Genomic DNA, 15,431 nt, shown 5'->3' with positions numbered 1-15,431 from the left:
TGACTACGCAAGGATTTGCTGCGTAGACTCCACCCCTGACTTCGGCAACGCTAGTCAGGCATGCCGTTGCGCACCGTACGCAAGAGGAGTTGACGTTGGCTTTCCCGTTCGACCCGGAACTGACCCTGAGGATGTCCCGGCTCGCCCAGGCGGAGGGACACGCGGAAGTCGCGCGGATGCGGGCGGAAGCGGCCCTGATGGAAGCCGATCCCTACACCCCGCCGGTCCCGGTCGACTTCCGCGAGGTCACCGTTCCGGGTCCGCAGGGCGCCCCGGACGTCCGGGTGCACGTCCGCAGGCCCGCGGGCCGTGAAGGGAGGCTGCCCGGCCTGCTGTACGTGCACGGCGGCGGCTTCGTGATCGGGCTCGTGGACTTCTTCCACAACGAGACCACCCGCATCGCCGCCGAGGTGGGCGCGGTGGTGGTGTCGGTGGACTACCGCCTCGCACCGGAACACCCCTACCCGGCCGCCCTGGAGGACTGTTACGCCGCCCTGCGCTGGCTGGCCGGGCGCGCCGACGAACTGGGCGTCGACCCCGACCGCATCGGGGTCGCCGGTGAGAGCGCCGGCGGGAACCTCGCGGCCGCGGTCGCCCTGTACGCACGCGACCACGGCGGCCCCGCCCTGAGCATGCAGTACCTCGGCGCCCCCATCCTGGACGACCGCCTCGCCACCGCCTCCATGCAGGCCTTCACCCACACCCCCGGGTTCAACCGCCGCAACGCCCAACGGAGCTGGGACCACTACCTCGGCGGCAAGGGGGTGCGCGGCGGCGACGGCGTCAGCCCGTACGCCGCCCCGGCCAGGACGGAGGACCTGGCCGGACTGCCGCCCACGTACATCGCGGCCACCGAGTTCGACCCGCTGCGCGACGAGGACCTGGCCTACGCCCAGCGGCTGATCACCGCGGGCGTCCCCACCGAGATGCACCACTTCCCGGGCGCCTTCCACGGCGCGGCCCAGCTGGCCCCGCGGACCGAGGTGAGCCGCCGCATGATCGCCGAGCAGCTCGACGCCCTCCGCCGCGGTCTGCGAACCGGCGAGGCCGGCGGCACTGCCTGACCACCGTTCCACCGCCGGACCACCACCGGCCCACTGCGAGCCCCCTGCTCCAGCCGGGTGACACCCGGCGCATGGCGATGTCCGCGGTGGGCGAGCCGGGTGACGTGGGGCGCGGGGCGGACGGGCGGGCGGTTAGCCTGAGCTGGCCGGAAGCCCGGTCGACCTCGGGAGCAGCACGTGGCAAGGCTGGGAGCGCGGAGCTGGGCGGGAACGGAGAGCCGCCTGCTGCCGGCCGTCCTGCTGCTCGTCGCCGTGGTGATCGACCTCGCCACTCCACGCACCGTCAGCGCCGCGGCCCTCTACGCGGCCGCGGTCCTGGTGGCGGCCGCGCTGCTGTCGCTGCGCGGGACGGTTCTCATCGGATTGACCGCCCTCGGCCTCGACGCGGCCATGTTCTGGGTCTTCGGCTACCGCCGGAGTGCGATCGCGTTCAGCGAGCTGTTCATGGTCGCGACGGTGGCCGGGATCGCCGTCCTCCTGAACCGGCTCCTGTACCACCGCGATGAGCAGCTCCAGTCCGTACGCGACATCGCCGCCGCCGTCCAGCGCGCCGTCCTGCCCAGACCACCGGAGCGGATCGGCCCGCTGCGCTTCGCCGCCCGGTACGAGGCCGCCCAGACGGACGCGCAGATCGGCGGGGACCTCTACGCCGTGGTCGACACCCCCTTCGGCGTCCGCTGCGTCATCGGCGACGTACGCGGCAAGGGAATGGAAGCGGTCAGGGCGGTCGCCGTCGGCATCGGGACCTTTTGCGAGGCGGCCCTGCAGGAGCCCAGCCTGACCGCCCTCGCGCAACGGCTGGAGCGGGCCGTCACCCTCGAGTCCCGGCAGTCGGGGACCCTGACCGAGTTCGAGGGGTTCATCACCGGCGTGCTGGCGGAGTTCCCCCGGCACGGGAACGAGGTCCGGCTGGTCAACCGCGGCCACCCGCCGCCGCTGCTCTTCCTGGGCGACACCGTGCGGTACGTCGAGCCCACCCGGCCGGGCCTGCCCCTGGGCCTCGCCTCCCTCGACGACGGCCGCGTCACCGTCGACAGCGTCGACACGGTGACGTTCCCCGAAGGGGCCAGTCTGCTGCTCTACACCGACGGACTCACCGAAGCCCGCGACGCGTCGGGCACCTTCTACGACCCCGTCGCCCGATGCACGGGCCGCCACCACCCCGACCCCGACGCCCTCGTGGACGCCCTGCTCGCCGACCACCACCGCCACACCGGCGGCCGCAGGACCGACGACACGGCGCTGCTGGCCATCACACACACCCCGGCGGACGGGCCTTCCACGGCCGACCGGATCCAGGACAGCTGAGCCCCCCGCGACACCGGCACACGACATGAACCGCTGCAGGACGCGGACGGCAGCCCCGGAACCCGGGCTTGATAGGCAAGCGGCCACTTGCCTATCGTTGCGGTCATGGAAGAGGATGTCTTCAAGGCGCTGGCCGACCCCACCCGCCGACGCATCCTTGACGAGCTGGTGGAACGGGACGGCCAGACCCTGTTCGAGATCTGCGGGCGGCTGGCGATGAAGCACGGCCTGGGGCTGTCCCGCCAGGCGGTCAGCCAGCACCTGGCCGTGCTCGAATCGGCGGGCCTGGTGCTCACGCGGCGCCAGGGCCGCTACAAATACCACGACCTGAACACCGAACCCCTGGAGCACATCGTGACCCGGTGGCTCAGGCCCGACGCATCGGAGAGCACCCCATGAGGATCCACCTGTCCAGCGTCTTCGTCGACGACCAGGAGAAGGCCCTGCGCTTCTACACCGACGTGCTGGGCTTCGTGAAGAAGCACGACGTCCCGATCGGTACGGACCGGTGGCTGACCGTGGTCTCGCCGGAGGACCCCGACGGGACGCAATTGCTGCTCGAGCCCTCCGGCCATCCCGCGGTGAAGCCGTACAAGACGGCGCTGGCCGAGGACGGCATCCCGGCGACCTCCTTCGCCGTGGACGACGTGCACGCGGAGTTCGCCCGGCTGCGCGGGCTCGGGGTGCACTTCACGCAGGAACCGGTGCAGATGGGCCCCGTCACGACCGCCGTCCTGGACGACACCTGCGGCAACCTGATCCAGATCGTGCACAGCGCGGACGCCGGGAGCTGAGGCGCGAGCTCAGGCGGGGGAGGGCCCCGCCCCCGCGTGTCCTTGACTTCGAGAGCACTCCAATTCGTAGCGTTCCGGACATGAGCACTACGGCACAGCACAAGATCGGTTCCGGTTTCGGCGCGCGGAGCACCGCCGAGGACGTCCTCGGCGGCATCGACCTCACCGGAAGGCTCGCGATCGTCACCGGCGGCTACTCGGGTCTCGGCCTGGAGACGACGCGTGCGCTGACCAAGGCGGGCGCCCACGTCGTCGTCCCCGCCCGCCGTCCCGCCTCCGCGCAGGAGGCGCTGGCCGGAGTCGAACGTGTCGAGGTCGACCAACTCGACCTGGGCGACCTCGGCAGCGTCCGGGCTTTCGCCGAGCGGTTCCTCGCCTCCGGCCGCGCGGTCGACATCGTCATCGACAACGCCGGGATCATGGCGTGCCCGGAGACCAGGGTGGGACCGGGCTGGGAGGCGCAGTTCGCCACGAACCACCTCGGGCACTTCGCTCTCGTCAACCGCCTGTGGCCGGCGATCGAGCCGGGCGGCGCCCGCGTCGTCTCGGTCTCCTCCCGCGGCCACCACCTGTCCGGCATCCGCTGGGACGACGTCCAGTGGCAGCGGGGCTACGACAAGTGGCTGGCCTACGGCCAGGCCAAGACCGCGAACGTCCTGTTCGCCGTCCACCTCGACACGCTCGGCCGTGACGCCGGCGTACGGGCCTTCTCCCTCCACCCCGGCAGCATCCTCACACCGCTGCAACGGCACCTGCCCAAGGAGGAGATGATCGAGCGCGGCTGGATCGACGAGCACGGCAACCTGGCGGCTCCCGAAAGCTTCAAGACCCCGCAGCAGGGCGCGGCCACCCAGGTGTGGGCCGCGACCTCACCACAACTGGACGGTCTGGGCGGCGTCTACCTGGAGGACTGCGACATCGCCGAACCCTCCGGCGGCGATTCGGCCGGGGTCAAGGACTGGGCGGTCGACCCGGAGCAGGCGGCCCGCCTGTGGGCCCTGTCGGCGGATCTGACGGGCGTGAACGCCTTCACCGCCTAGGATCCGGCTGATCCGGAAGCCCAAGGCCCTGCCGGGCGGCGAACGGCAGCGGTGGACCTTCGATCCCTTCGTGGTCGCGGGTCCACCACGCTTCGGAACGCCCCCGCCGAGGCGCCCGCGGACCAGACCGGAGGCAGTCCGGTCGATCATGCGGAAGACTCCGGCATCTGGCCCGACGTGACATGTCTCAGCGCCCCACGCGCCCTGATCGCCTGGTCAGGCGCAGGGCCGCCTCACAGCGGCCGTAGTACGTTTCCACGTCCTTCGCGCCGGCGGCCTTCGCCCAGTGCGGGCGGGCCGCGTCGATCTCCCTCTGGAGGGCCGCGACGTGGCGCTCCGCGCCGGCGGGCCATCCATGGCCGCGCAGGATGCGTGCCTGCTCGTCAAGGGCGACCGTGACGCTCTGCGCCCACTCCTCCGATTCGCCGCGTCCTGTACGACCGCGGCCGGACGTGCCAGCATGATCCGGCCGATCGGGAACCACACACGGGGGTTGATGTGTTCCATCGCGTTCGGCGGCGTGCCCTGCTGGGCTGCGTCGCGTCCGTCCTCATGCTCAGCGGCTGCACGGAGGGCTCCAAAGCTCCCCGACAGCAGGGAGTCACGCCGGCTACGGCCTCCCCTTCCGCTTCCGCCTCCCCCGCCGCCTACTGGGACGATCCGGCGGAGCAACTGGCGGACGCCGAGCTGTGGGTGTCGACGGGGCGGCACAGCGGTGCACTGGAGTTGGCGCTGCCGGCGAAGCCTGAGGGCGGGACGGTCTACGTGGCCACGGAGTGCCAGGGCACGGGCACGCTCACGGTCGACGCCGGCCGCTACGGCACGTCCACGGAGCACTGTTCGGACCGGCCGGACGGCAGCCTCAACGGTGCCGCGATGCCGTCCGCCGAGGCCGCGACCCGCCTCAAGGTGACCGCGGGGACCGGGGTCACCTGGGCGGTCGCGGTCGGCTGGGACGAGCGCGCTCAGGGGCCACAGGAGTAGCGGCGCCGCCGTCGGCGGCCGAAGCCATGCTGTGACTGGGAAGGTTCACCGGGTCGCGGCGCTGGTCACGCCCGGGCCCGTAGCCTGCGCCGAGCTCGCCCAGGACGACGGCCTCACCGCGTATCGGGCAGGGCGAGCTCAACAAGCGGGCCGTCGGTCGACGTTCGATTCTTGTCCGAGCTGCCTTCCGGGCCGGCGTCCCGGGGCGCTGAGGGGAAGCCGTCCTCACCGCCCGGCCGTGCCCACCGCACGAGCCTCCTGCGCGGTGGGCACGCAGGACCCCGCCGGAGTTGCACTGCCCGGCGGGGCCCATGGTGTGCGTCGGCGGTGAAGACGACGCCGGTGCGTACCAGCCACGGAAGCCGACCTCAAGCGCAGGACCGGGGTGACGCGGCGTCACAGCGGATCGCGGTCACCCTCCTTGGCCCTGTGACCGGCAGTCGCGCTCCGCCGTCAGCCGTCAGCGTGCACTCGTGGTGTCGATGTCGACGATGTGGTTGTACCGCTCCATCAGCACGAAGAGCTTGGTCTTCTGCACCGTCTCCCCGCTGCCGAAGGTCAGGGTGACGATGACCTCATGGCCGTTTCCCACGGTGCCGTTGTCGGTCACCCTCCACTGCGCCGGGACGTTTTGGGCGTGCAGGACGCCGTCCGCCCCGTTCTTCTCCTCCCAGGCCGCCAGCCGCAGGGCGAAGTCGGGCGTCAGGTAGTGCTTGCGGAGGGCCGTGGCCAGCGTGACGTCCGGGTCCGTGTAGTCGCCCTTCGCGTCGATGTACGCGCCGTAGAAGTCGGCGACCCGGGTCACCGCTTGACCGGGCGTGCCGCTGACCGACTGCGGTGCGGCGGTGGACGCCTTCGCGGGGGCATGGACGGACGCCTGTGCCGACTCGGACGGCTTGCCGCTGACGCCGTGTGGGGTCCCGGCGGAGGCCTGGATGGTGGCGCCGAGGCCGAGAGCAACGGCGAGGACGCCGGCGGTGAGGGCGGTGCGAGTCCTGCTGTTCATGTCGGTTCTCCCTTTCGAGTGATCGAGTGGTCGAGTGGTCGGGCTGTGCCGTGGTCGTCGGTGCCGGCCGCGTACGGCCGGGTCCTGCCGCGATGCGGGCCGCGCAGGACGTGATGTGCTTGTTCAGCCATGAGGTCGGCTGCTTCGCCGAACCGGTGGCGTGCAGGACCACGGTGATCTGGCGGGCGTTCGTGTCGAGGTCGGTGCCGAAGTCGCGGTACCGGGTGGCCGCGTGGCCCTGCAGCGCCCGCAGACAGGTGTCCCGGTCCGTCTCCTCCGGTACGCCGACGGTGGCCTTGCCGGCCGTTCAGGACGAGGTGCGGTGCGGCGGCAGGTCGGCGGCTGCGGCCGCGAGGAAGCCGGGCGCCTTGGGAGCGGCCGCGGCAGGGCCGGCGAGCGCCACGGCCGGACCCGTGACAGCGACTGCGAGGAGCGCGCCTGCTCGGGTGTTCTTGGGCATGGGTGTCCCCCGTGAATGCGGTGAATGCCGTGAGTGCATGAGTGCAGGGCATAGGTTTCGGACGTCGCCCGACGCCGGCTGGCCGGTCCGGCCCCGGCCGGTGCGACACGAAGAGCATCGGCGGCCGCCGGAGTCCTGCGCAACGACTGCCGCCCTAATGGCGACGGTGGAACCATCCCGGCCCATCTGACGTGCAGGGATATGAGTGCCTGGGATGCAGGATCGGCGGCCGGACGACGGGAGAACGGTGTCGATGCGCGACGATGTCGAGGAGTTCGCGGCGCTGGTGCGCCGGCTGAAGGACCGCACGAACCGGAGCTACGCCTCTCTGGCCCGCCGCCTCAACATGAACACCTCCACGTTGCACCGGTACTGCGCGGGCGAGGCGGTGCCGCAGGACTTCGCGCCCCTGGAGCGGCTCGCGGCTTTCTGCGGGGCGGGACCGCAGGAGCGGCTCGAGCTGCACCGTCTGTGGCTGTCGGCGACGGCGGCTCGGCAGGAGGCGCGTACGGCCGGTTCGGCGGAGGCGGCGGCACCAGCGCCCGACGGGGACGGGGTGCTCGTCGAGGAGAACAGCTCCGCGGAGCAGCCCGGGGACGGCCCCGACCCGGATGAGCCCGCTCCCTCCCCCGCTCCCCGCCCCTGGTACCGCCGCCGACGGCTCCTGGCGTCCATCGCCGTCGCCTGCGCGCTGGTCGCCGCTTTGCGCAGCACGTCCGCCCTGTCGGGCGAGCGCTCCTCCGAGGCGGACGCCTCCCGCACCGCGGGCTCACGGACGACCGCCCCCGGCGCACCCCACCGTTCGGCGACGTCGGCCACCGCATCCCCCTCCCCTTCCCGGAGCTCCGCCCCGTCCGCCGCCGGCAGCGGTCCCACCGCGGCCGCGAAGCAGACCACCGGCCTGCCCCTCGCGTGGAGCGCCGACTCCCTGGTCTGGGACAAGGGCTGCGGCCACGACTACGTCATCGCCAAGCCGCCCGCACAGGTACCTGCGCCGCCGGTGGAGCAGGATGCCCGGGCGTGGGCGGCGACGCAGGGCGCGGTGCACGGGCGGCAGACGAGGGTGCAGATCTCGGTGCAAGGGCGGTCGTCCACGGCCGTGGTCCTTGAGGCGCTCCACGTCCGCATCGTCAGCCGCGGCAACCCGGCCGCCGGGAGTGCGTACGCCATGGGCCAGGGCTGCGGGAGCGACCTCACGCCCCGCCGCTTCACCGTGGACCTCGACGTCGGCCGCCCCATCACCCGCCCGAAGGACGGTGCCGACAGTGGACACGTCATCCCGGCCGCGCACTTCCCGTACCGCGTCTCCGCCGAGGACCCGGAGGTGCTGCTGGTCGACGCGACTACACGGACCCACGACGCCCGCTGGTACCTCGAACTCGACTGGTCCTCCCAGGGCCGCACCGGCACGATCCGCATCGACGACCACGGCCGCCCGTTCCGCACCACCGGCATCACGGCGATGCCGCACTACTGGTACGGCACGAACGACGCAGGCCGGCGTGCCTGGGTCCCCTATGACGGCTAGCGCTGTGACCACATGGGTTCCCCGAGTCGTCAGCCGCAGTAGTCGCCGGACTTCGTATCCGGGCCGGTGCCGGCGGTCGCGGCGAGGCGGACGCCGAGGAGACGCCCGGCGGAGTTCACCGTCACCTGAAGCGACGTCACGGCCTGCATGTGGTCGTCGCGGTAGGGGTACGTCACGGTCCAGGTCTCGCCCGCGCCGTCATCGACGCGGTCCACGGCGGGCCGCTTCGTGTCGGCCGTGGGGTAGTGCAGGGCCACGTACCGGTCCGCGGCCCGCTCGGCGGCGGCCGCGTCGTGCACGGACCACGAAGAGCCCGGAATGGGCTTCCCGACCGCCGCGGCCTCGGTCCGGGGGCCCGTCGACACGTCGACGCGGAACCGGTCCGGGTCGGGCCAGCTCATGAAGGCGACCCCGCTCGGTTCCAGCTCCGCCCACACCTCCTCGTTCACGCCGTCGATCCCGCACGGCGTGTTGTCCTGGACCCGGACGATCCTGACGTCGTCGCCCAGCGCCTTGCGCACCGCCTGCCCGATCACCGCCTGCTGTTCCGCGGACGCCTCCCTGCTCGGCTCGGCGTGGTCGACGACCCGCACGTCGACGACGGTCGTCAGCACAAGGGCCACGGCCAGGAATCCCGCCCCGGTCGCGGCCTGGAGCCCGCGGTGGCGCGTGGGCCAGGGCGACAGCCCCGAACCGGCAAGGCGCAGCGACAGGACCCCGATGCCCGCGCCCACGACGGCGCCCGCCACGTTGGTGGTGAAGTCACTGGTGTCGCAGTAACGGCCGATGACGGGAAGGCAGGCCTGGACGGTCTCGATCCCGCACGCCAGGAGGACGGACAGCAGCACAGGAGGGACCGGACGCCGGGCCGCCCGCACACCGAAGAAGCCGATCGGCACGAACAGGGCGACGTTCATCCACCCCTGGGTCGTCCCGAACGACTCCCACACGTCCTTGCTCACCGTGCATTTCACCGCGCCTGTACCGACGGGTCTGAGCCAAAGCGTCAGGAACAAGGCGGCCGTCGTCGTGGCCGCCCATGCCCCGTAGGTCCAGGGCCGGTCGGAACGGCCACGCAGGGCGACCGCGACGACCCCCAGCACGGCCGCGGAGACGAGGGTGACGAGGAGGAGGTACAGCAAGTGCCCTCCGAAGACGAGAGCGAACATGCCGTGCCTTTCGAGCGCGAGGAGATCAGCCGACGGCACGCGAATCGCGGCGCGTCGGCGATCACCATGGCGCCCACACGTCATGGGCCCTGGTTCAACTCATGACCAAGCTGTAACAGCGCCAGGTCGGCGCCAGTCGCTGAAGGGCGGGGGCTTCGCCCCTGGGTGCGCAACCTTTCCCGGACCGACCTCGGCGATTTGCCGCCGCATTCCGCACCGACGCCCCACGCATGGAAACCTGCGGTCGTGAACGACGACGAACCCCCGGTCGAGACGCTGGACGACGACATGCGCCCCTGCGTCTTCTGCGGGCACCCGGTTCCTGAGGAATCCCTTGACGAGTACGACTGCCCCGTGTGCGGCGACCCGGAAGGGCGCGACGTACTGCTGTGAGGTCCCGGCAAGAAGGACGCGCCGGCACGGGGCCGAGTGGGCTGAGCAATCACGACCGCACGCCACGAGGGCGTGAAATGAGGATGCGGCAGAGTGAGTCAGCCGACTACAACGACGACATGACCGTCTTCCTCTGTTCCGTGCGGTACCACTATCACGCCGGACCTGGTCCGGTTGTCGGCGGTCCCCGTGCCGACCGAGGACGAGCACGACCGGAACAAGGACACCCGGCGGGCGCCATCAACGCTGCCGCGCGGCGGCTACGCGATCGATCCCGAGCCGTGGGGACCTCCGTATGTCCTGCAGGACGACCAGGAGAACCCCCGGCGGGCACAGGCCCGCGGACCCATGATCGGTACCGCGGAAGGGTTCGTCGTCTCGGCAGGCTGCCGGAACACGGTCGTGATGAACCCGGAGGATGCCCCGGGGCTGCAGCCGCTGCCTGGCCGGAGGAACAGCAGCGGCTGCTGCGGCCCGGCGGGGAACCAGGGCCTGAACCGGGCCTGCCCCTGCGGTGCTCCAGTCGCGACGCTCGCGGCGGACTGCTCCGGCCCGTTCGAACTTCACCTCGATCCCGTCCGGGCCTACGCGTACTCCCCGGGAACGTGAGGCGATGATGGTCGGCATGGCACCCGAGTCGAAGCCCGCGCCGCCCCCCGCGTCGACGCACCAGACCGCGCTCACCGATGGCATGGCCTCGGTCTTCACATGGGACGAGAACGCGCGCATCGAGGTGCGCGACCTCGGACGCGAGATCGTCATCGAGGCGAACGCCGACGGGCTCAGAACCCTCGCACGCCATTTGCTCACGCTCGCAGACAACGGCACCCCTGACGGTGCGCACCTGCACCTTGAGGCCGGGGTGGGGCTGGTGGAGGGATCCGTGGGTCTGGTCCTGGAGCGATGCGACGACGAGTGACGTCCGCGCGGGCTGATCCAGGGCGCTCGTTGTCACATGCCGGAAACATACGCGGCGGCGATCCACCAGTAGGGTCCCCGGCATGCTCCTTTTCCATTTCACGCGGCCGGGGCTGTGGCCGCTGATTTTGGCGGACGCGGAGATCAGGGCGACCTGGCCGGAGGAGCTGGACGACGTACCGGAACTGGCGCGGACCGTGCACCTGACCGCCGATCCGAGTCCGGGGTCGCTGCCGGGGGCCTTCCGGGACCGCACCGTGCGGTTCACGGTGGAGGTTCCCGCGCCGGAGGCGCAGCGGTGGCATGCCTGGGCGGGTACGAAGCTTCCCGCGGGGTCCGCGGAGGCGCTCGCGGCGTCCCGGTTCGACGGGCGTCCGGACGAGTGGTTCGTGCTGGAGCGGGCCATCCCGTCGGCGGAGTGGGTGTCGGTGATCGACCTCGGTGTGATGACGCCGCTCTGGCCGCGTTTGTAGGCCGTCACCAGGTCGTGGGGCCGGCGCCGCGCCACTCGACGAGGTCGCTGTCGTACAGGTCGCCCAGGCGCATGCGGAGCCCCGCGCGGCGGGCCAGCGCGAGGACGTCCCGGGGTCCGTAGGCGAGGCCGAGGATCCTGCCGTCGCACCGCACGCGGCGGCCGCCGGTGCCCGAGGGCGGGTACACGATCACTCGGCATCGCACCGGCTCAGCGTGGCCCCGCAGGGGCGGGAACGCATCCTGGCGGAATGTCCGGGCGGAGTATCCGGGCGAGCGCCGCGGCCCCGCAGGGCTTACGAATGGAGGGACATCAAAGCGCTGGAGAGAGTGGCTGGGCATGCGTGTTGTCGTGGACCTCACCCGTTGCCAAGGCTATGCGCAGTGCGTGTTCCTTGCGCCGGACGTGTTCGAACTGCACGGCGAGGAGGCGCTGCTGTACGACCCGACGGTTCCGGGCGACCAGTACGAACGCGTGCGCCAGGCCGCCGCGGCGTGCCCGGTGCAGGCGATCCTGGTGGGCGAGGGGGTGAGCGCCGGTGTCCGCTGACCTCCTGGAGGGCCGGATCGTCATCGTCGGAGCGTCGCTGGCGGGCCTGCGGGCCGCGGAGACGCTGCGCGAGAAGGGCTTCACCGGTTCGCTGACCGTCGTCGGGGACGAGCCCCACCCGCCGTACGACCGGCCGCCGCTGTCCAAGGGGGTGCTGCTCGGCAAGGTGTCGGCGGACGCCACCGGGCTGCCGATGCGCCGCGATCCTGACGCGGAGTGGCGGCTGGGGGTGCCCGCCACCGGGCTGGATCCGGTGGGGAAGCGGGTCCTGCTGGGCGACGGCTCGTCGCTGCCGTTCGACCGGCTGCTGATCACGACCGGGACGCGGGCGCGGCCCTGGCCGGTTCCGGAGGAGGCCGCCCTCGACGGGGTGTTCACGCTGCGCACCAGCGACGACGCCGCGCGGCTGGCCGAGCGGCTGGCCGCCGGGCCGCGCCGGGTGCTGGTGATCGGCGCGGGCTTCACCGGTTCGGAGATCGCGTCGGTCTGCCGCGAGCGCGGTCTGGAGGTCACGGTCACCGAACGCGGCCCGGCGCCGCTGGTGGGGGCGCTCGGCGGGACCTTGTCGAAGCTCGCGTCCGCCATGCAGCGGGCCCACGGTGTGGACCTGCGCTGCGGCGTGACCGTCACCTCGCTGCGCGGCAACGGCAGGTTCACCGGCGCGGACCTGTCGGACGGCACCCGTGTCGACGCGGACGTGTGCATCGTCGCGATGGGCGCGGTCCGCAACGTCGAGTGGCTGGCGGAGTCCGGGCTGGCCGCGGGCCCGCGCGGGATCGCCTGCGACGCCGGGTGCCGGGCGTTCACCATGTACGGGATCGTCACGGACGACGTCTTCGTGGCCGGTGACGTCTCGCGCTTCCCGCACCCGCTGTACGAGTACCAGTTGCTCTCCCTCGAGCACTGGCGCAACGCGGTGGACCAAGCCGAGGTCGCCGCCCACAACATGGTCAGTCCGGGTCCCCTGCGGCGTCCGCACCTGGCGGTCCCGACGTTCTGGTCGAGCCAGTTCGGCTACAACATCAAGTCGGTGGGCGTCCCCACCTTCTCCGACCAGGTGGTCATCGCGCAGGGCTCGCTGGAGGAGCGCCGCCTGGTCATGGCGTACGGCTACCGCGGCCGGTTGACCGCCGCGGTCACGGTCAACATGGCCAAGTCGCTGGAGTACTACGAGCGCCTCATCGAGACGGCCGCCCCGTTCCCGCCCCCGCTGGGCGCGTCGGACCGCCGTACGGCGGCCGAGGTCGTCCTCCCCTCCGATGTGCCGGACCCGAGCCGGCTCTCGCACGGTCCCACCGTCGCGCTCACCGGGTACCTGCCGGACCGGCGGCTGGTCCTGGCGAGGCCCGCCGGGTGACCCACCCCCGCCCATCCACGAGGAGCCACCACGCATGACCGCCGAGACCCTGCTGGAACGGATCACCGATTACGCCAGCCGCCCCGACCCGTACCCGCTGTACGCGGAGCTCCGCGAGGCCGGGCCCGTGGTGCGGCAGACGGACGGCAGCTACCTGGTCGGCACGTACCACGAGATCGTCGGCCTGCTCCACGACCCGAGGCTCAGCGCGGACCCCCGCAACCGCACCACACCGGCTGCCCCGGCGACGGAGGAGACCCAGCACCTGCCGTTCCTGCGGCTGGACGACCCCGAGCACCACCGGTTGCGCACGCTGGCCATGCGGCCCTTCGGCCCGCCCCACAACCCCGGCCGGGTCGACGCGATGCGCGGGGAGATCACCCGGATCACCGGGGAACTGGTCGAGGCGCTCCGGGGCCGCGACCACGTCGACATCGTCGACGACCTCGCCTACCCCCTGCCGGTCACGGTCATCTGCCGGATCCTCGGTGTGCCGCGCGAGGACGAGCCGCGGTTCCGGGAGTGGACCGACCTGCTCGTCGCCTCCGCCGACATCAGCCCCGGCGAGGACACCGCCGCGCGGGCCGAGGCGGGCCGCAAGGGCCGGATGGAGATGGGCGCGTACCTGCTCGGCCTCGCGGAGCAGCGCCGCGGCCGGCCCACCGGCGACCTGCTCTCGGACTTCGTCAACGAACCGGATCCGGAGCTGCGGCTCACCGACGAGGAGCTGGCGATGACCGCGATCCTGCTCCTCATCGCGGGGCACGAGACGACGGTCAACCTGATCACCAACGGTGTGCTCACGCTGCTGCGCCACCCCGACCAGCTGGAGCGGCTGCGCCGGGAGCCGGAACTGCTGCCGGAGACGGTGGAGGAACTGCTGCGGTACGAGCCGCCGGTGCACTTGCGCGAGCGCATCCCCCTCGCCGACGTGGACATCGCGGGCACCGTCGTGCCGAAGGGCACGTCCGTGATCCTCGCGCTCGCCTCGGGCAGCCGTGACCCCCTGCGGTTCCAGGACCCCGAACGGTTCGACCCCGGCCGCAAGGACAACGAGCACTTCGGCTTCGGCAGCGGCGTCCACCTCTGCTTCGGCGCACCGCTCGCGCGCATCGAGGCCCAGGCGGCGCTCGGCGCGCTGCTGCCCGGTCTGGGTACGGCGACCCTGCTGCAGGACCCGCCTCCCTACCGGCGCAACGCCATGCTGCGCGGGCCCCGTCACCTCACCGTCAGGTTCTGATGCCCCTCGACCGCCTCAGGCCTCGGTGGTGCGGTGGCGGGCCCGGAAGGCGGCTGCCTTGACGCGGTTCCCGCAGGTCCTCATCGCGCACCACTCACGCCGGCGGCCCCGGGAGCGGTCGAGGTAGACCTGGGTGCACTCCGGGCGGGCACACTCGCGCAGCAGCGCCCCGTCCTCGCCGCCGATGATCTCGACGGCCTCGCGGGCGACGGCGGCGAGGCCTTGTGACGCCGAACCGGAGCGGCTCGTGCCGTCGGGGCCGAGCTGCGTCACCACGGGTGCCTGGGCCGCGTGGCGGTTGACCGCGGCGACCGCTCCGGCGGGCAGCGGTTCGCCGTCGAGCCGCGCCACGACCAGGGCGTAGATCGACTCCCGCAGGTCCACGGCCGCCGCGACGTCAGACGCGTCGGAGCCGGGCTCGCGGTCGAGCATCCGGGACTCGACGAACCAGGAGTCGAGGAGCTCGGGCGACGCGAGCTTCTCCGTGGGCATCGCATTGCGTCGTGCGCGCAGCGTGCCCAGGAAGTCGAGGGCGAGCGTCCCACAGGGAAAGGCATGGTTCACATCACCATCCTAACCGGTGATCTGCGATTCGTCACTGGCTTGACAGGTGACTTCGCCCCGTGAAACGGTCGTCACCGTTCAGAACGGTTACTCATGATGTGGGGGACGCCGCAATGGCTGTCGTACGTTTCCACCTGCTCTCCTCGCTCAGCCCGTCCGAGGCGCTGGCGGTGCTCACCGACTTCGGTCCCGCACGGGCCCGGAACTGGCCCACCATCGACGCCGAGCACCTCACCGTGCACGCGATCGGCGACACCTGGGCCGAGGTGACCGAGGGCACCGCGTCCGCCTGGGAGCGGGCGCGCTACGACTGGGACGCCGGGACGGGGAGGGTCGCCATCGTCACGCACGACTCGAAGGTGTTCGGCCCCGGCGGCGGCTGGATCTTCCAGCTGACCCCCGAGGGGGACGGCACACGGATCGACGTCGAGCTCACCCGCACCCCCGGCACACTCAAGGGCAAGGTGCTCGCCACACTGCTCCCCGTCGCCGCCGCGTCCCTGCGCAAGTCCTACCGGGAGCCCTTCAAGGCGGTGTGATCACGCCGGCTCCGGCCCGGCGGCGGTTCCGGTCCGGACCGGCCCA

General features: G+C 72.1%; 20 protein-coding genes. 15 read left to right on the top strand and 5 right to left on the bottom strand.

Features of this window, described 5'->3' with window-relative positions; all coding sequences use genetic code 11:
* Positions 1–95 precede the first annotated feature (95 nt).
* The 6 genes from OG937_37305 to OG937_37280 all read left to right on the top strand — a co-directional run bounded on the left by OG937_37305 (position 96) and on the right by OG937_37280 (position 5,190).
* The gene (locus OG937_37305; GenBank protein ID WUD76961.1) at positions 96–1,064 is read left to right on the top strand and encodes an alpha/beta hydrolase; all 969 of its coding nucleotides are present in this window, start codon (positions 96–98) and stop codon (positions 1,062–1,064) included.
* A 177-nt stretch (positions 1,065–1,241) separates the two neighbouring features.
* Complete coding sequence (locus OG937_37300; GenBank protein ID WUD76960.1) at positions 1,242–2,372, top strand: serine/threonine-protein phosphatase; 1,131 nt, start codon at positions 1,242–1,244, stop codon at positions 2,370–2,372.
* A 105-nt stretch (positions 2,373–2,477) separates the two neighbouring features.
* Complete coding sequence (locus OG937_37295) at positions 2,478–2,771, top strand: metalloregulator ArsR/SmtB family transcription factor (protein ID WUD76959.1); 294 nt, start codon at positions 2,478–2,480, stop codon at positions 2,769–2,771.
* A complete protein-coding gene (locus tag OG937_37290) occupies positions 2,768–3,166 on the top strand; it encodes a VOC family protein (protein ID WUD76958.1) in 399 nt (132 codons plus the stop codon). Before OG937_37295 ends, OG937_37290 begins: the two co-directional genes overlap by 4 nt.
* A gap of 80 nt (positions 3,167–3,246) precedes the next feature.
* Entirely contained in the window at positions 3,247–4,206 is a 960-nt protein-coding gene (locus OG937_37285) for an SDR family NAD(P)-dependent oxidoreductase (GenBank protein WUD76957.1), read from the top strand.
* Positions 4,207–4,704: 498 nt separating this feature from the next.
* Positions 4,705–5,190 (top strand): hypothetical protein, encoded by a 486-nt coding sequence (locus OG937_37280; GenBank protein WUD76956.1) that lies wholly within the window; start codon positions 4,705–4,707, stop codon positions 5,188–5,190.
* A 460-nt stretch (positions 5,191–5,650) separates the two neighbouring features.
* Here OG937_37280 and OG937_37275 read toward each other — a convergent pair whose 3' ends face one another.
* Both OG937_37275 and OG937_37270 read right to left on the bottom strand, forming a co-directional pair.
* Positions 5,651–6,196 (bottom strand): hypothetical protein, encoded by a 546-nt coding sequence (locus OG937_37275; protein ID WUD76955.1) that lies wholly within the window; start codon positions 6,194–6,196, stop codon positions 5,651–5,653.
* A 307-nt stretch (positions 6,197–6,503) separates the two neighbouring features.
* Positions 6,504–6,656, bottom strand: a complete 153-nt coding sequence (locus tag OG937_37270) for a hypothetical protein (protein ID WUD76954.1) — start codon at positions 6,654–6,656, stop codon at positions 6,504–6,506.
* A 253-nt stretch (positions 6,657–6,909) separates the two neighbouring features.
* Here OG937_37270 and OG937_37265 point away from each other — a divergent pair, with 253 nt between their 5' ends.
* On the top strand, positions 6,910–8,184 hold the full coding sequence (locus OG937_37265) for a helix-turn-helix domain-containing protein (protein ID WUD76953.1): 1,275 nt from the start codon (positions 6,910–6,912) through the stop codon (positions 8,182–8,184).
* Positions 8,185–8,213: 29 nt separating this feature from the next.
* Here OG937_37265 and OG937_37260 read toward each other — a convergent pair whose 3' ends face one another.
* The gene (locus OG937_37260; GenBank protein ID WUD76952.1) at positions 8,214–9,353 is read right to left on the bottom strand and encodes a VanZ family protein; all 1,140 of its coding nucleotides are present in this window, start codon (positions 9,351–9,353) and stop codon (positions 8,214–8,216) included.
* 246 nt (positions 9,354–9,599) lie between these two features.
* On the opposite strand from OG937_37260, the gene OG937_37255 reads away from it, so the two are divergent.
* From OG937_37255 to OG937_37240, 4 genes are all read left to right on the top strand, one after another.
* On the top strand, positions 9,600–9,746 hold the full coding sequence (locus OG937_37255) for a hypothetical protein (protein ID WUD76951.1): 147 nt from the start codon (positions 9,600–9,602) through the stop codon (positions 9,744–9,746).
* Between the two features lie 189 nt (positions 9,747–9,935).
* Complete coding sequence (locus tag OG937_37250; GenBank protein ID WUD76950.1) at positions 9,936–10,355, top strand: hypothetical protein; 420 nt, start codon at positions 9,936–9,938, stop codon at positions 10,353–10,355.
* Between the two features lie 16 nt (positions 10,356–10,371).
* Positions 10,372–10,665, top strand: coding sequence for a hypothetical protein (locus OG937_37245; GenBank protein ID WUD76949.1), 294 nt, complete (start codon positions 10,372–10,374; stop codon positions 10,663–10,665).
* An 82-nt stretch (positions 10,666–10,747) separates the two neighbouring features.
* Complete coding sequence (locus OG937_37240) at positions 10,748–11,137, top strand: hypothetical protein (GenBank protein WUD76948.1); 390 nt, start codon at positions 10,748–10,750, stop codon at positions 11,135–11,137.
* A 4-nt stretch (positions 11,138–11,141) separates the two neighbouring features.
* Here the strand turns inward: OG937_37240 and OG937_37235 are convergent, their stop codons facing one another.
* Positions 11,142–11,342, bottom strand: coding sequence for a hypothetical protein (locus OG937_37235; GenBank protein WUD76947.1), 201 nt, complete (start codon positions 11,340–11,342; stop codon positions 11,142–11,144).
* A 133-nt stretch (positions 11,343–11,475) separates the two neighbouring features.
* Between OG937_37235 and OG937_37230 the strand changes: the two genes are divergently transcribed.
* Genes OG937_37230 through OG937_37220 form a run of 3 tightly spaced genes read left to right on the top strand, consistent with a single transcriptional unit; the run spans position 11,476 to position 14,282 of the window.
* Positions 11,476–11,685, top strand: coding sequence for a ferredoxin (locus OG937_37230; protein ID WUD76946.1), 210 nt, complete (start codon positions 11,476–11,478; stop codon positions 11,683–11,685).
* Positions 11,675–13,042 (top strand): FAD-dependent oxidoreductase, encoded by a 1,368-nt coding sequence (locus tag OG937_37225; protein WUD76945.1) that lies wholly within the window; start codon positions 11,675–11,677, stop codon positions 13,040–13,042. The genes OG937_37230 and OG937_37225 overlap by 11 nt, the downstream gene beginning before the upstream one ends.
* Before the next feature lie 34 nt (positions 13,043–13,076).
* Positions 13,077–14,282 carry a cytochrome P450 gene (locus OG937_37220; protein ID WUD76944.1) on the top strand — a complete coding sequence of 402 codons (1,206 nt, stop codon included), beginning with the start codon at positions 13,077–13,079 and terminating at the stop codon, positions 14,280–14,282.
* 15 nt (positions 14,283–14,297) lie between these two features.
* Here the strand turns inward: OG937_37220 and OG937_37215 are convergent, their stop codons facing one another.
* A complete protein-coding gene (locus tag OG937_37215; GenBank protein ID WUD76943.1) occupies positions 14,298–14,846 on the bottom strand; it encodes an ABATE domain-containing protein in 549 nt (182 codons plus the stop codon).
* A gap of 113 nt (positions 14,847–14,959) precedes the next feature.
* Between OG937_37215 and OG937_37210 the strand changes: the two genes are divergently transcribed.
* Positions 14,960–15,385: a hypothetical protein gene (locus OG937_37210; protein WUD76942.1), complete on the top strand. Its 426-nt coding sequence runs from the start codon at positions 14,960–14,962 to the stop codon at positions 15,383–15,385.
* Positions 15,386–15,431: the final 46 nt, after the last annotated feature.

This window comes from Streptomyces sp. NBC_00510 (genome assembly GCA_036013505.1).
GTDB lineage: Bacteria > Actinomycetota > Actinomycetes > Streptomycetales > Streptomycetaceae > Actinacidiphila.
This window is presented reverse-complemented; position numbering and strand designations above follow the sequence as displayed.

What these genes read in the sequence shown, in the direction of transcription:
- OG937_37295 (WUD76959.1), top strand. Translation starts at nt 2,478, where the DNA reads ATGGAAGAGGATGTCTTCAAGGCGCTGGCCGACCCCACCCGCCGACGC.
- OG937_37290 (WUD76958.1), top strand. Translation starts at nt 2,768, where the DNA reads ATGAGGATCCACCTGTCCAGCGTCTTCGTCGACGACCAGGAGAAGGCC.
- OG937_37285 (WUD76957.1), top strand. Translation starts at nt 3,247, where the DNA reads ATGAGCACTACGGCACAGCACAAGATCGGTTCCGGTTTCGGCGCGCGG.
- OG937_37275 (WUD76955.1), bottom strand. Translation starts at nt 6,196, where the DNA reads ATGAACAGCAGGACTCGCACCGCCCTCACCGCCGGCGTCCTCGCCGTT.
- OG937_37270 (WUD76954.1), bottom strand. Translation starts at nt 6,656, where the DNA reads ATGCCCAAGAACACCCGAGCAGGCGCGCTCCTCGCAGTCGCTGTCACG.
- OG937_37265 (WUD76953.1), top strand. Translation starts at nt 6,910, where the DNA reads ATGCGCGACGATGTCGAGGAGTTCGCGGCGCTGGTGCGCCGGCTGAAG.
- OG937_37260 (WUD76952.1), bottom strand. Translation starts at nt 9,353, where the DNA reads ATGTTCGCTCTCGTCTTCGGAGGGCACTTGCTGTACCTCCTCCTCGTC.
- OG937_37245 (WUD76949.1), top strand. Translation starts at nt 10,372, where the DNA reads ATGGCACCCGAGTCGAAGCCCGCGCCGCCCCCCGCGTCGACGCACCAG.
- OG937_37240 (WUD76948.1), top strand. Translation starts at nt 10,748, where the DNA reads ATGCTCCTTTTCCATTTCACGCGGCCGGGGCTGTGGCCGCTGATTTTG.
- OG937_37230 (WUD76946.1), top strand. Translation starts at nt 11,476, where the DNA reads ATGCGTGTTGTCGTGGACCTCACCCGTTGCCAAGGCTATGCGCAGTGC.
- OG937_37220 (WUD76944.1), top strand. Translation starts at nt 13,077, where the DNA reads ATGACCGCCGAGACCCTGCTGGAACGGATCACCGATTACGCCAGCCGC.
- OG937_37210 (WUD76942.1), top strand. Translation starts at nt 14,960, where the DNA reads ATGGCTGTCGTACGTTTCCACCTGCTCTCCTCGCTCAGCCCGTCCGAG.